This window comes from Streptomyces sp. 5-10 (assembly GCF_014712245.1).
Taxonomy (GTDB): Bacteria; Actinomycetota; Actinomycetes; order Streptomycetales; family Streptomycetaceae; genus Streptomyces; species Streptomyces violaceusniger.
In genome coordinates, this window is record NZ_JACVYG010000062.1 from 1 (window position 1) to 16527 (window position 16527).

Consider the following 16527-nt stretch of genomic DNA (forward strand, 5'->3'; position numbering starts at 1 on the left):
GTGGCTGGTGTGATCAAGATGGTGATGGCGTTGCGGTGTGGGGTGTTGCCGCGGTCGTTGCATGTGGAGGTGCCTTCTTCGAAGGTGGAGTGGGGATCGGTGCGGGTGTTGACCCAGGCGCGTGCGTGGCCTGTGGTGGACCGCCCCCGCCGCGCCGCCGTCTCCTCCTTCGGGGCGTCGGGTACGAACGCGCATCTGATCCTGGAACAGGCCGAACCGGAACCCGCCGCGCGGCCCGAGGCACCGGGTCCCGGCACCGGGCCGTCCCGGCCGGACAACGCCGTGGTGCCGCTGGTGCTCACGGCCAGCACCCCGGCGGCGCTGCGGGCGCAGGCCGAACGGCTGCTCGACGTCGTCGACCACGACCTGGCCGACCACGACCTGGCCGACCACGACCTGATCGACCTCGCCCGTGCGCTGAGCACCACCAGGGCGACGCTGCGCACCCGCGCGGTGTCGGTCGTGAGCACCGTCGCCCAGGCGCGCGCCGCCCTGCGTGCCGTGGCCGACGGGCAGCCCAGCGCCGACGTCGTCACCGGCACCGCCCGCGCGGAGGCGCACGACGCCGTGTTCGTGTTCCCGGGGCAGGGGGCGCAGTGGGTGGGGATGGCGGTGGCGTTGTGGGGGGAATCGCCGGTGTTCGCCGCGGCGATGGAGGAGTGTGCGGCGGCGCTGGCGCCGTTCGTGGAGTGGTCTCTGGCGGATGTGTTGGGTGATGAGAAGGCGCTGGGGCGGGTGGATGTGGTGCAGCCCGTGCTGTTCGCGGTGATGGTGTCGCTGGCGCGGTTGTGGCGCTCGTTCGGTGTGGAGCCCGCGGCGGTGGTGGGTCATTCGCAGGGGGAGATCGCGGCGGCGTGTGTGGCGGGAGCGCTGTCGCTGGAGGACGCCGCGCGGGTGGTGTGCGTGCGGTCGAAGCTGATCGCGCAGGAACTGGCCGGGCGCGGCGGGATGATGTCGCTGCCGCTGCCCCTGGCCGAGGTGGAGGACCTGCTCGCGGCCCGGGACGCGGAGCTGTCGATCGCGGCGGTCAACGGCCCGCTCTCGGTAGTCGTATCCGGCGCGCCCGAGGACCTCGACGAGCTGATGTCCCACTGCGTACGAGAAGACGTACCCGCCCGGCGGATCGACGTGGACTACGCCTCCCACTCCGCGCAGGTCGACATCCTCGCCGACGAACTGCTGCGCGCCCTGGACACCATCACTCCCCGCCAGGCCACGGTGCCGTTCTTCTCCACGGTGACCGGGCGGTTCGAGCCCGCCGCCGCGTTGGACGCCGAGTACTGGCTGCGGAACCTGCGCCGACCCGTTCGCCTCGACTCCGCGGTACGTGGCCTCTCCGATGCGGGCTTCGACACGTTCATCGAGGTCAGCAGCCATCCCGTAGTGCTGCTCGGGGTGCAGGACACACTCGCGGAGAAAGGCGTTCCCGCGACGACGGTGGGCACGCTGCGCCGCCGGTCCGGTGGCATGGACCAGTTTCTGCGTGCGCTGTCCGCGGCGTTCGCCGGTGGCGCGGCGGTGGACTTCGGACCGCTGTGGGCGGACCGCCCGCCCGCCTTCGTCGACCTGCCCACCTACGCCTTCCAGCGTGAGCGCTACTGGCTCACCGACGCCGGGGGCGGCGACGTGTCCACGGTCGGCCTGGCCGGTGCCGAACACGGCCTGCTCGGCGCGGTGCTGGAGGTCGCCGAGACCGGGGACACCGTGCTGACCGGCTCGTTGTCCATCGACTCCCACCCCTGGCTGGTCGATCACACCGTGCTCGGCTCGGTGATGTTCCCCGGCGCGGGCTTCGTGGAGATGGTGCTCAGGGCGGCGGACGAGGCCGACTGCGGGCGCATCGAGGAACTGACCCTGCACACACCGCTGGTGTTCGAAGGCCATGAGCGGGTCGACGTCCAGGTGGCCGTGGGAGGCGACCGCGCCGGGCGCCGCGAGGTGACGGTGCACTCGCGCGCGGCGGGCACCTCGACGGCATGGGTGCTGCACGCGACCGCGACCGTGGCCCGCGAACCCGCCCCGGCACCCCCGGGCTGGGAGGCATGGCCACCCCCGGGCGCCGTCGAGGCGGACCTGGGCGACTTCTACGACGCCCTCGCGGCGGACGGCCTCCGGTACGGGCCGATGTTCCAGGGGGTGCGACGGGTGTGGCGCGAGGGGGAGGTGCGCTACGCGGAGATCGCCCTGCCGGAAGGGGCCTCCCCCGAGGGCTTCGTGCTCCATCCCGTCCTGCTGGACGCGGCACTGCAGGTGATGGCGCACGGCAGCCTGGCGGAGGGCGAGACGTTCCTGCCGTTCACCTGGTCGGACATCTCGGTGTCCGCCTCCGGCGCCCGCGCGCTGCGGATGCGGATGGAGCCCCGGGGCGACAGCGGTGTGTCATTGCTGGCCACCGACTCCCTAGGCGTCCAGGTGCTGGCCATCGGCGAGGTCGTCACCATGAAGCTCCCCGCCGGCAGGCCGCTGTCCACCCACCGCGGATCGACCGCGAGGCTGCTGCGCGTCGACTGGGTACCGGCGCCCGTGGACACCCGGATACCGGCGCCCGCGGACACCTCGCCCCCGCCGAGGACGGCCGTCCTTCCGGGTTGGCCGGAGCCCGACGAATCCGCCCCGTCCCCCTTCGACGGTCTCGACGCCCACCCGTACGCCGGACTGGACGCGCTGGCGGCCGCGATGGGCACCGGCACCGCGCCCGATGTCGTACTGCTGCCTCTCGTGCCGCGGTCCGGCGACGCGGTGGCCGACGGGTACGAGCTCACCGGACACGCCATGGCCGCCATCCGGACGTGGCTGTCCGGCGACACCTTCGCCGACGCGACGCTCGCGTTCGTGACCAGGGGAGCGTTCCCGGCCGGCCAGCGCCGGGGGCCCGATCCGGCCGCGGCCGCCGCCGCGGGGTTCATCCGTTCGGCGCAGAGCGAGCATCCGGGGCGCTTCCTGGTCATCGACCTCGATCCCGACGCCGATCCGCCGGCGCTGCCGCCCGCCGCCGTCGTCGTCCCCGGTGACGAGCCCGTCGTCGCCGTGCGGGGCGACGGGCTGTTCGTGCCCCGTCTCGCGGAGCACGCCCCCCTTCCCGCCCTCACCGTGCCGGCGGGCGCCGAGGCGTGGAGCGTGGACCTGGACTCCGCGCACACCCTGGACGACCTGGGCATCGTGCCCGCGCCCGACGCGCTGGCGCCACTGGGGGAGGGCCAGGTCCGCCTGGCCGTACGCGCGATGGGCGTCAACTTCCGGGAAGTCCTGGTCGCCCTCGACGTGGTGCCCGGTGGGGACCGGCCCGCGGGCGGCGAGGCGGCCGGTGTGGTCACCGAGGTCGGGCCGGGCGTCACCGGCCTCTCGGTCGGCGACCGGGTGATGGGGCTGGTCACCGGCGCCTACGCCGGGCCGGTCGCCATGGCCGACCACCGCACGCTGGTGCCGTTGCCCACCGGCTGGACGTACGCCCAGGGAGCGGCGGCGCCGGTCGCCTTCCTCACCGCCTACTACGGGCTCACCGACCTCGGAGGCGTCCGCCCCGGTGACCGGGTGCTGATCCACGCGGCGGCCGGCGGCGTCGGCATGGCCGCCGTACAGATCGCACGGCACCTGGGGGCCGAGGTGTTCGCCACGGCCGGCCCGGCGAAGTGGTCCGAGGTGCGGGCCGCCGGTGTCAGCGCCTCCCATCTGGCGTCCTCGCGGACCACCCGGTTCGAGCACGCCTTCCGGGAGGTGCTCGGAGAGCGCCGGATCGATGTCGTACTGAACTCGCTGACCGGCGAGTTCGTCGACGCCTCCCTGCGGCTGACCGCCGAGGGAGGCCGGTTCCTGGAGATGGGCAAGACCGATATCCGCGACGCCGACGAGGTCGGCCTGCACCACCCCTCGGTGCGCTACCGGGCGTTCGACCTGGTCCTCGACGCCGGTGCCGACCGGATCCAGGCCATGCTGGCCGAACTGGCCGCCCTGATCGGGCGGGGCGCGCTGACCCCGCTGCCGGTCCGCGCGTGGGACGTCCGCCGCGCCGCGGAGGCGCTGCGGTACGTCAGCCAGGCGCGCCACGTCGGCAAGGTCGTCCTCACCGTGCCCCGGCCGTGGGATCCGGCGGGGACGGTGCTGCTCACCGGCGCGAGCGGCACGCTGGGCGGCGTACTCGCCCGGCACCTGGTCGCCGAGCGCGGGGTCCGGCATCTGCTGCTGCTCAGCCGCCGGGGCAGGGACGCGGAGACGGCCGCCGCGCTGGAGGCGGAGCTCACCGCCCTCGGCGCGTCCTCGGTGACCTTCGCGGCCTGTGACGTCGCCGACCGGGAGGCGGTGCGCGGCGTCCTGGCCGCGATACCGCCGCAGCGTCCCCTCACCGCCGTCGTGCACGCCGCCGGTGCCCTCAGCGACGGTCTGGTCGGGTCGCTCGACCGGGCCGACGTCGACGCGGTGTTCCGCCCCAAGGTCGACGGCGCCGCGGTACTCGACGAGCTGACCCGGCCGGACGACCTCGCGGGCTTCGTGATGTTCTCCTCGGCGGCGGGCGTCACCGGCAACGCCGGGCAGGCGAACTACGCCGCCGCCAACGCGTTCCTCGACGCGCTGGCCGCACGCAGGGCCGCCGAGGGCCTGCCCGCGCAGTCGCTGGCCTGGGGGCTCTGGGCGGACACCAGCGAACTGACCGCGACGCTCAGCGAGACCGGCCGGGCGCGAATCGCCCGTTCCGGTGTTCGCGCGCTGTCCGCGGCGGCCGCGCTCGACCTGTTCGACCAGGCGCTCTCCCGCGACGAGGCACTGCTGCTGCCCATCGACGTCGATCCGTCCGGCGAGACGGAACCGCCGCCGCTGTGGCGCGACCTGGTGCGCCGCCGGGTCCGCCGGGTGGTCGCCGCGACGCCCGTGGCCGAGACCTCGACCGCCGACCTGCTGGCCGATGTCCCCGCCGCCGAGCGGGTACCGGTGCTGACCGACCTGGTGTGCGCGCACACGGCCGCGGTTCTCGGGCACGACGCCGACCGGGTGGACCCGCTGAGGGCGTTCGGCGAAATCGGTTTCGACTCGCTCAGCGCGGTCGAACTGCGCAACCGCCTCAACGCGGCCACGGGGCTCCGGCTGCCCGCCACGACGGTGTTCAGCCACCCCAGCCCCCAGGCGCTGGCCCGGAAGCTGGCCGCCGAGCTGTTTCCCGAGGCCGAGGCGCCCGAGGCCGAGGCGCCTCAGGCCGACGCGGCGTCGGAGCAGGCCGGGGAGGAGCGAAGGCGCGACGGGGCGCTGACCGACGTGGACATCGACGGCCTCGGCGTGGAGGAGCTGATGTCCCTCGCGCTCGGCACGGCCGAACCGCACACATCCGAAGGATGACCGACATGACCGTCTCACCCGACCGCCTCGTCGACGCGCTGCGCTCATCGGTCAAGGAGGCCGAGCGACTGCGGGAGCACAACCGGGCCCTGACCGAAGCGGCCACGGAGCCGATCGCCGTGGTGGCGATGGCCTGCCGGCTGCCCGGCGGGGCCGACTCGCCGGAGAAGCTGTGGCAGCTGGTCGACTCCGGCGCGGACGTGCTCACGCCGCTGCCCCGGGACCGGAACTGGGACCTGGAGTCCCTCAGCCCCTTCGTCACGGACGCCTACTTCGTCGACGACGTGGGCGGATTCGACGCGAACCTGTTCGGCATCTCCCCCCGCGAAGCGGCCGCGATGGACCCTCAGCAGCGGCTGCTGCTGGAGGCCGCCTGGGAGGTGTTCGAACGCGCCGGGTTCGCGCCCGACGCGCTGCGGGACAGCGGCACGGGCGTATTCGTCGGCGCGGGACCGGGCGACTACCTGATCCGCCTCCTGGACAACCCGGACGCCGCGGAGGGCTATGTCGCCACCGGTACCGCGCCGAGCGTCACCTCCGGGCGGATCGCCTACACCTTCGGCCTGCGCGGGCCCGCCGTCACCGTCGACACCGCCTGCTCCTCGGGCCTGGTCGCCCTGCACCTGGCCACCCAGGCGCTGCGCACGGGCGACTGCTCGAAGGCGCTGGTCGCCGGTGTCTCGGTGATGTCCGCGCCCTACGGCTTCGTCGAAATCGCCAAGCAGGGCGGCCTGGCCGCCGACGGACGCTGCAAGGCGTTCTCCGACGCCGCCGACGGCACCAACTTCGGCGAGGGCGTCGCGGCGGTGCTCGTCGAGCGGCTGTCCGACGCCCAGCGGCTCGGACATCCGGTACTCGCCGTGGTGCGCGGGTCCGCGATCAACCAGGACGGCGCCTCCAACGGGCTGTCCGCGCCCAACGGCGCCGCTCAGGAGGAGGTGATCCGGCAGGCACTCGCCGACGCGGGGGTCCGTGCCGACGAGGTCGACGCCGTCGAGGCGCACGGTACGGGCACCACCCTGGGCGACCCGATCGAGGCGGACGCCCTGCTGGCCACCTACGGCCGGAACCGCGAGCACCCCCTGTGGCTGGGCTCGGTGAAGTCCAATGTCGGGCACACGCAGTCGGCCGCCGGTCTGGTCGGCCTGATCAAGATGGTGCAGGCGCTGCGCGCGGGCCGGCTGCCGAAGACCCTGCACGCCGACCGGCCGTCCCGGCACGTCGACTGGTCCACCGGACCGGTGCGCCTGCTGCGCGAGGCCCGGCCGTGGCCCGCCGCCGACCGCCCGCGCCGGGCCGGTATCTCCTCGTTCGGGATCAGCGGGACCAACGCGCACGTCATCGTCGAGAGCGTTCCCGCGCCCGAGGAACGGCCCCGCACCGAGCTCTCCGGCCCGGTGCCGTTCATCCTGTCCGGCAGGACCGACGGCGCCCTGCGGGCCCAGGCGGCCCGGCTGCGCGCGCATCTGCTCGAGCGCGAGGAGCCGCTCGCCGATGTCGCGTTCACGCTGGCGACCACGCGCGCGCGGTTTCCGCACCGGGCCGTGCTGCCGGTGCGGAGCCGTGCCGAGGCGCTCGAGGCGCTGCACGCCGTCGCCCTGGGGGAGCGGTCGCTCGGCGCCGCCCGCCCGCCCCGCCGGGAGCGGGTCGCGTTCGTCTTCCCCGGACATGGCTCCCAGTGGACCGCGATGGGCGCTCGGCTGTGGGACGAGTCACCGGTGTTCGCCGAGGCCATGCGGGAGTGTGAGCGGGCGCTGTCCGCGTACGTCGACTGGCCGCTGCGGGAGGCGCTGTCCGACGAGCGGGCGCTGGCCCGGGCCGAGGTCGTACAGCCGGCGCTGTGGGCGGTCATGGTCTCGCTCGCCGCGCTGTGGCGCTCGTTCGGTGTCGAGCCCGCCGCGGTGATCGGCCATTCCCAGGGCGAGATCGCCGCCGCCTGCGTCAGCGGTGGCCTGTCCCTGGAGGACGGCGCCCGTGTCGTGGCGCTGCGCAGCCGCCTCATCCACGAACGGCTGTCCGGGCGCGGGGCGATGATGACGGTGATGGCCTCGCCGGACCGCGTGCGCGAACTGCTGGCGGACGACGGGACGGACGCCGTGTCCATCGCGGCCGTCAACGGGCCGCAGAACGTGACCGTCTCCGGTGACCCGGCGGCGCTGGACGCCTTCGAGCGCCGGCTGTCCGCCGCCGGGATCATGCGCTGGCGGCTCGCCGGGGTGGACTTCGCCGCCCACTCGCCCCATGTCGACGGGATCGAGGCCGATCTGCTGGAGGCGCTGGCACCGGTCCGGCCCCGCCCGGGGAAGGTGCCGTTCTACTCCACGGTGACCACCTCCCGCCTGGACACCGAGGAACTGGACGCCGGGTACTGGTGCCGCAACCTGCGGCGGACGGTGAACTTCGCCGACACGGTGGACGTCCTCGTGACGGACGGACACGGGCTCATGGTCGAGGTCAGCCCGCACCCGGTGCTCGCGCACATCACCGCCGCGGGCCCGGTGCTGGACACCCTGCGCCGCGACGACGGCGGGCTGCACCGGATGCTCGCCTCGCTGGCCGCCGCCGACCTGCACGGCCTGCCGGTGGACTGGACCGCGGCGCTGCCCGAGGCCCGCGCCGTGGACCTGCCGACGTACCCGTTCCAGCGCGAGCGCTACTGGGTGGCCCCCGAGGAGCGGACGACCGGGGACCCCGCACCCGCGGCGAGCCCCCTCGACCGGTTGCGGTACCGGACCGACTGGACGCCGCTGCGGCTGTCCGCCGATCCGGTCCTGGCCGGTACCTGGCTGGTCGTCATGGACGGGGCCGATGCCTGGTCCGACAGCGTCCTCGACGCGCTGCGGCGGTACGGCGCCGGGGTGGTCGTCCGGGCGCCGGGCGAGCTCGACCTCGCCGCCGTACCCAAGCCGACCGGCGTCCTCGCGCTGCTGGCCCACGACGAGGACCCCGAGCCGGACCACCCCGCCGTCCCCGCGGGCTTCGCCCGGACCGTGCGGCTGGTGCGGCAGTTGGGCGCGGCGGGCGTCGAAGCACCGCTGTGGTGTGTGACCAGGGACGCGACACGATCCCCGGCGCAGGCGATGACCTGGGGATTCGGCAGGGTGGCCGGGTTCGAGCGGCCGCGCGCCTGGGGCGGCCTCATCGACCTGCCGCAGCCGCTGGATGACACCGGCCAACGCCGGATCGCCGCCGTGCTGCTGGGCGACACCCACGAGGACCAGGTCCGCATCGACCGCAACGGAGCGTTCGGACGGCGGATCGTGCGCGCCCCCGTGGATCCGGAGAGCGGAGGAGACTGGCAGGTCCGCGACACCGCCCTGGTGACCGGTGGCACCGGAGGGCTCGGCAGCCATGTCGTGCGGTGGCTGGCGGCCGAGGGCGCGGAGCACGTGATCGTGGTGAACAGGCGCGGGACGGACGCTCCCGGCGCGCGCGAACTGGCCTCGGACCTCGCCGACTCGGGCACGCGACTCAGCATCGTCCCCTGCGACCTGTCCGACCGCGCCGCCCTCGCCCGGGTGATCGACTCCATCGACCCGGCGGCACCGCTGCGCACCGTGGTGCACACCGCCGCCGTACTGGACGACGCCGCGATCGACACCCTGACCATGGAGCAGTTCGACCGGGTCCTGGCGGTCAAGGCACGGGGCGCGGCCAACCTGCACGAGCTCACCCGCGACCTGGACCTCGACGCGTTCGTGCTGTTCTCCTCGCTCGCCGGCACGGTCGGCGCCGCGGGCCAGGGCACCTACGCACCGGCCAACGCCTACCTGGACGCGCTGGCCGAACAGCGGCGGGCCGAGGGGCTGCCGGCCACGTCGATCGGCTGGGGGGTGTGGGCCGGGGACGGCATGGGCGACGGCCCCCTCGGAGAGGCCGCGCGACGGCACGGAGTACCGGGAATGTCCCCGCGGGACGCCACGGCGGCGATGCGGACGGCAGTGGAACACGGCGACGCCGCGATCGTGCTGGCCGACATCGAGTGGGACCGCTACCACACGGCGGTCACCGCGTCCCGGCCGAACCCGGCGCTCTCGCAGATCCCCGAGGTCAGGTCGCTGCTCACCACCGAGACCGCTCCGGCGGAGGCCACCGATCCGCTCGCGGTCGTACGGGCCCAGACCGCGGCGGTCCTCGGCTACGCCTCCGGGACGCGGGTCGAGCCGTACCGGCCGTTCAACGAACTGGGATTCGACTCGGTGACCGCCGTCGAGTTCCGCAACCGCCTCAACGCCGCGACGGGGCTGTCCCTGGTGACCACCGTGGTCTACGACCACCCGACGCCCGCCGCGCTCGCCGACCACGTGCGCGCGGAGCTCGGTGGCGGCAGTCCTGACGGGACCCCGGCGCACCCGGTGGCCGGCCCGGACCTCACCACCGACCCCGTCGTCATCGTCGGAATGGCCTGCCGCCTCCCCGGCGGCGTCACCTCGCCCGACGAGCTGTGGGACCTGCTCGCCGAGGAACGCACCACGGTGGGACCGCCGCCGCCCGAGCGGGGGTGGGACCTCGCCGCACTGCCCGCCGACTGTGTGACCACGGCCTCCTACCTGGACGACATCGCGGCCTTCGACGCGGAGTTCTTCGGGATCTCCCCCCGGGAGGCCATGGCCATGGACCCGCAGCAGCGGCTGGTCCTGGAGACCTCGTGGGAGGCGCTCGAGCACGGCGGCATCGCGCCCGGCAGCCTGGCCGGCAGCCGCACCGGCGTGTTCCTCGGCAGCACCGGCCAGGACTACTACGCGCTCCTGACCGGGGCCGCGGCCGACAGCGCCGCCGGTCACGCGGGCACGGGCAGCGCGGGCTCGGTGCTCTCCGGCCGGGTGGCGTACGCGCTCGGACTCGAGGGACCCGCCGTCACCGTCGACACCGCGTGCTCCTCCGGGCTGGTCGCCCTGCACCTGGCCGCGCAGTCCCTGCGGAACGGCGAGTGTGCCACGGCGCTCGTGGGAGGGGTGACGGTCATGACCACCCCCACGGGCCTGACCGAGTTCTCCCGCCAGGGCGGACTGGCCCCCGACGGCCTGTGCAAGGCGTTCTCCGACTCCGCCGACGGCACCGGATTCGCCGAGGGCGCGGGCATGCTCGTGCTCCAGCGGCTGTCCGACGCCCGTGCCGCGGGGCGCCGCGTATGGGCCGTGGTGCGTGGCTCGGCGATCAATCAGGACGGCCTGTCCAACGGCCTGTCGGCGCCCAACGGCCGTGCCCAGCGGGAGGTCATCCGCCAGGCCCTGGCGAACGCGCGCCTGTCCCCGCGGGACATCGACGTGGTCGAGGCGCACGGCACCGGGACACCACTCGGCGACCCGATCGAGGCCCACGCCCTGCTGGCGGCCTACGGGCAGGACCGGGCACGGCCGCTGCTCATCGGGACGCTGAAGTCCAACATCGGCCACACCCAGGCCGCCGCCGGCGTCGCGGGCGTGATCAAGACGGCGCTGGCCCTGCACCACGGCACGGTGCCCGCGACCCTGCACGCCGGCACGGCGTCGTCCCATGTGGACTGGACGGCGGGCAGCGTCGAACTGGCCCGCGGCAGGACCCCGTGGCCCGAAACCGGCGCACCGCGCCGGGCCGGGGTCTCCGCGTTCGGCATCTCGGGCACCAACGCGCACGTCGTGCTGGAGGCGGACACCCCACCGCCCGTCGAGCCGCGGGCGGCCGCGGAGACGGCGCTGATTCCGCTGGCCGTGTCCGGCCGAGGGCCGGACGCCCTCGCGGAGCAGGCGAGGCGGCTGTCCGCGCTGCTGGACGGCGGGACCGATCCGGTCGACATCGGCTGGTCCCTGGTCACCACGCGCTCGCAGCAATCCCACCGGGCCGTGGCCCTCGGCCGGGACCGCGCCGAACTGGCCGCCGCACTCACCGCGCTGGCGACGGGCACCACCACCCCGTCGGTGGTCTCCGCCGTGGCCGCCGCCCAGGACCCGCGCCCCGTCTTCGTCTTCCCCGGCCAGGGCTCCAGCTGGGCCGGGATGGGACGCGCGCTGATCGAGTCCTCGCCCGTGTTCGCGGCCTCGATGGCCGAGTGCGCGCGGGCGATGGCCACCGAGGCCGACTGGGACCTGCTGGAGGTGCTCGGCGAGGAGGACATGCTGCGGCGGGCCGACGTCGTCCAGCCCGCCCTGTTCGCGGTCATGGTGTCGCTGGCCCGGCTGTGGGAGTCCTACGGCGTGACCCCGGCCGCCGTGGTCGGGCATTCCCTCGGTGAGTACGCCGCGGCGTGCGTGGCGGGCGCGCTGACCGTCGAACAGGCGGCGGTCGCGGTCGTGCGACGCGGCAGGGTGATCGCCGACCGCCTGTCCGGCGACCATGGAGTGCTGTCCGTTCCGGTCGCCGCCGAACACATCCGCTTCGACGGCGTCGAGATCGCCGCGTTCAACGGGCCCTCGTCCACGGTGGTCGCCGGGGCCAACAGCGCACTCGAGCGCGTGCTGGAAGCGGTGCCCGCGGCCAAACGGGTGCCGATGGACTACGCCTCGCACACCTCCGCCGTCGAGGCGGCCGAGGACGCGCTGCTCGCGGAGCTGGCCGGACTGAGCCCCCAGGGCGCCGACGTCCCGTTCTACTCCACGGTGACCGGGGGGAGGCTGGACACCGCGGCCCTCGACGCGCCCTACTGGTACCGCAATCTGCGCGACCCGGTGCTGTTCGAGACGGCCGGCCGCCGGCTGATCGAGGACGGGCACACGGTGTTCATCGAGATGAGCCCGCGCCCGCTGCTGGCCGCGGCCCTCCACCAGACGGCGGAAGCGCTGGACCAGCCCGTGCACACCGTCGCGTCGCTGCGCCGCGACGACGGCGACATGGACCGCTTCCTGCGCTCGCTCGCCGATGCGCACACCCACGGGGTGGCGGTCGACTGGCGCCCCGCGCTGCCCGGCGGCAGGGCCGTCGCGCTGCCGACGTACGCCTTCCAGCGCAAGCGCTTCTGGCCGACTGCCCAGCCGCCGCGGCGCCCCGGCCAGACCCACCCGCTGCTGGGCCCCGCCGAGGAGCTCGCGGGCTCCTCGGACGTGGTGTTCACCAGCGCCCTCTCCACCCGGACCCACCCATGGCTGGCCGACCATGTGGTGCGGGACTCGGTGCTGCTGCCGGGCACCGCGTTCCTGGAGATGGCGGTCCGGGCCGCCGACGAGACCGGCTGCCATGGAGTCGCCGAACTCGTCCTGGAAACACCGCTGGTACTGACCGGTGGCGACATCCGGATCCAACTGACCGTACACGGCCCCGACGCGTCGGGGGACCGGCCGTTCTCCGTGCACAGCCGGGGCGAGCACGACTGGGCGCGGCACGCCACCGGCCGGCTCTCGGCGTCGGCGTCGCCGGTTCCTCCGGTGACGCCGGTGCTGCCGCCGGACGCCGAACCGGTCGCACTGGACGACTTCTACGGTGCACTTAACAGCGCCGGCTACCGGTACGGCGCGTCGTTCCGTGGCATGCGCGCGGCCTGGCGGTCAGGTGACGAGCTGTTCGCCGAGGTCGCCTTGGACGACACGGTCCCCACCGACGGGTTCCAGTTGCATCCCGCGCTGCTGGACGCGGCCTGCCAGGCGATGACGCTGGCCGGTGGGGACGAGCCGGGGCTGCCGTTCCTGTGGTCCGACGCCGAACTGCACGCACACGGCGCCCGGGAGCTGTTCGTCCGCCTCGCCCCGGCCGGGTCCGACGCGATGTCGATCACCGCCGTCGACCACGAGGGAACCCTCGTGTTCCGCGCGGGCAGGCTGCTCACCCGGCCGTTCGCCCGGCCCAGCACGGGCGCCGTGCCCGCGGACTCGCTGTTCACCGTGGACTGGGCCCCGCTTCCGGAGCCGGAACCCGCCGCCGACCGGGAGTGGGCGGCGCTCGACGGCCCCGACGCCGACCACGGTCTCGGCGTTCCCGCGTTCGCCGAGCCGTCCGCCGTGCCCCCGGGTACGTCGATCGTGCTGACGGCCGTCGACGCGTCCTCACTGCCCCGGATCCTGGCCGCCGTACAGGCCGTGATCGCCGCCGACCGTCCCGAACCGCTCATGGTGCTGACGCGTCACGCGGTGGCCGCGCGGCCCTCGGACGAGCCGGTGCCCGACCGGGCCGCCGTGTGGGGGCTGCTGCGCACCGCGCAGTCCGAGCACCCCGGACGGTTCGTGCTGCTCGACAGCGACCGGCCCGTGACCACGGCCGACCTCAGCGACGCCCTGGCGACCGGGGAACCGCAGGTCGCCCTGCGGGGTGCCGACCGGTACGCGCCACGGCTGACCCGGCGGCCGGCCGCGCTGGAGCCGCCCGCCGCCGATGCGTGGAACCTCACCGCCTCGCCGACCGGCAGCCTGGACGATCTCGCGCTGACCCCCCGTACGGTCGAGCCGCTGACCGACGGACAGGTCCGCATCGCGGTCCGTGCCGTCGGGGTGAACTTCAAGGACGTGCTGATCACCCTGGGCATGGTGCGCGGTGACCTGACCCGGCTCGGCGTGGAGGCCGCGGGAGTCGTGCTCGAAGTCGGTCCCGGCGTGCGCTCCCTGCGCCCCGGCGACCGGGTGTTCGGCCTCGCCGACGCCGCGTTCGGCTCGACGGCCGTCACCGACCAGCGTTTGCTGGCGCGGATACCCGACGGCTGGGGCTTCGCCCGGGCGGCGAGCGTGCCCGCCGTGTTCCTCACCGCCCACTACGCACTGCGCGATCTGCTGGGCATCCAGCCGGGGCAGCGGATCCTGGTGCACTCGGGCGCGGGCGGGGTCGGGATGGCGGCGATCCAGCTCGCCACGGTGTGGGGCGCCGAGGTGTTCGCCACCGCGAGCGAGCCCAAACAGGACGCCGTCGCCGGACTCGGAGTCGCCCGGGACCACATCGCCTCCTCCCGGACGCTCGACTTCGAGCGGGCCTTCACCGAGGTCACCGGCGGCAAGGGAGTGGACGCCGTGCTGAACTCGCTCGCGGGCGAGTTCGTGGACGCCTCACTGCGGCTGCTGAGCCCGGGCGGCCGGTTCGCGGAGATGGGCAGGACCGACATCCGCGAGAGCGGCCCCGCGGGTGTGGAGTACCTGCCCTTCGACCTGTCGGACGCGGGGGAGGAGCGGATCGGCGAGATGCTGGCCGAACTGCTCACCCTGTTCGACGCCGGGAAGCTGGCGACCCTGCCGGTCACCACATGGGACATACGCCGCGCCCCGAGCGCGTTCCGGTATCTGAGCCAGGCCAGGCACGTGGGCAAGGTGGTGCTGACCGTCGGCCGGGACCTCGACCCGGACGGCACCGTGCTGCTCACCGGTGGCACCGGCGGACTCGGCGCGTCGCTGGCCCGGCATCTCGTACGGGCACGCGGCGTGCGCAGCCTGGTCCTGGTGAGCCGTACGGGGATCGACGCGCCCGGGGCTCGCGAACTGCGGGACGAACTGACCGGGGCCGGCGCCTCGGTCACCGTGACCGCCTGCGACATCGCCGACCGTGCGGCACTGGGCCGGGTCCTCGACGCCGTCCCGGCGGCGCACCCGCTCACGGCCGTGGTGCACGCCGCGGGCGTGCTCGACGACGCGACCATCGGTGAACTCGACGCCGACCGGCTGGAGACGGTGCTGCGGCCCAAGGTCCAGGGCGCGCGCCTGCTGCACGAGCTGACCCAGGACCTGGACCTCAGCGCGTTCGTGCTGTTCTCCTCGGCCGCGGGGGTGTTCGGCGCGGCGGGGCAGGGGAACTACGCCGCCGCCAACGCCGTGCTCGATGCCCTCGCCCGGCACCGCCGGGCGCGGGGCCTGCCCGCGGTGTCGATCGACTGGGGGCTGTGGGACCTCCCCAGCGCGATGACCGAGGGCCTTGACCACGCGCGCTTCGCGCGGTCGGGCCTGATGCCGCTGGCCGAGGAGCAGGGCCATGCCATCTTCGACAACGTGGCCGCCGGCGGGGACGCCCAGGTCGTCGCCGCTCGGCTGAACCTGGCGGTGTTCCGCGAGCTGCCGGATCCGCCCCGGCTGATGGCAGGGCTGGTGCGCGGACCGCGCAGGGCGGCGGGCACCACCGCCGCGAGGCCGGTGCGTACCGAGGAGGGGCTACTGGAGATGGTGCGCGCCACGGCGGCCGACGTGCTCGGCTACGCGGGCACCGAGGAGGTCGACCCGGCAGGCCTGTTCGCGGAGTTGGGCCTGGACTCGCTGACCGCCGTCGAACTGCGCAACCGCCTCGCCTCGGCCACCTCGCTCAGGCTGCCCACCTCGATCGCCTTCGACCACCCGACTCCGGCCCGGCTCGCCCGGCACCTCCTGACCCATCTGAGCGTCGAACCCGCCGCGACGGCGCCCGCACCACCGCCCACCGACCTGGTCGCCGACCTGTGCGCGGCGGCGTTCGAGGCGGGCGACGGGAAGCGGGCGTTCGACCTGCTGCGCACGGTCGCCCGCAACCGCCCGACCTTCCGCACCGAACCGGGCACACCCGCCTTCACCCCGCTGGGGTCGGGTGCCGAGGCCCCCCGGCTGGTCTGTCTGACCCCCTTGGTGCCGCTGGCGGGGGCCTACACCTACGCCAGGTTCGCCTCCGGGTTCCGGGGCAGGCGCACGGTCGACGTCCTGGCCACCCCGGGCTTCCTCGACGGCGAGCCACTGGCGGAGTCGGGGGAGGTCCTGGCCCGGGTGCAGACCGAGCGGGTCCTCGCCAGGACCGGGGACGACCCGTTCGTCCTGGTGGGATATTCCTCGGGAGGGCTGCTCGCCCTGGCGATGGCCGCTTTGCTGAGCGAACGCGGCGCACCGCTGCGGTCGGTCGTGCTCCTGGACACGTATCTGCCCGCGCCGGACCGGATGGACGAGTTCGTCGCCGCGCTGATGCGCGGCATGACGGACCGCCGCGACGTCGTGCGCGGCCTGACCGGTACCGGGTTGTCGGCGATGGCCTGGAACTGCGATCTGTTCGCGGAATGGTCCGCGGCGCCGCCGCCGGTGCCGGTGCTGTCCGTACGGGCCGACGTACCCCTGCCGGCCGGGGACGGCTCCGCACCGGTCGTCACGGGCGCGGATGTCCGCACCACGGCTGGTGATCACTTCACCCTGCTGGAGGAGCACGCTTCGCAAACGAGTGCCCTGGTGGCCGAGTGGCTGGCCGAGGACGAGCACGGGGACGAGCAGACGGTGCTGTGAGGCCGACGCGTCGCCCCCGCCCGGCCGGTACCCGCCGGTGGTGGAACTGCCCCGGGGCAGTTCCACCACCGGCGAATCCTGGGTAAATGCC

General features: G+C 74.5%; 2 protein-coding genes. Both read left to right on the forward strand.

Annotated elements, in window-relative coordinates; all coding sequences use genetic code 11:
• The first annotated feature begins 69 nt into the window (after positions 1-69).
• The gene (locus IEJ02_RS40945) at positions 70-5325 is read left to right on the forward strand and encodes an SDR family NAD(P)-dependent oxidoreductase (RefSeq protein WP_191069420.1); all 5256 of its coding nucleotides are present in this window, start codon (positions 70-72) and stop codon (positions 5323-5325) included.
• Between the two features lie 5 nt (positions 5326-5330).
• The gene (locus tag IEJ02_RS40950) at positions 5331-16436 is read left to right on the forward strand and encodes a type I polyketide synthase (protein WP_191069421.1); all 11106 of its coding nucleotides are present in this window, start codon (positions 5331-5333) and stop codon (positions 16434-16436) included.
• Positions 16437-16527: the final 91 nt, after the last annotated feature.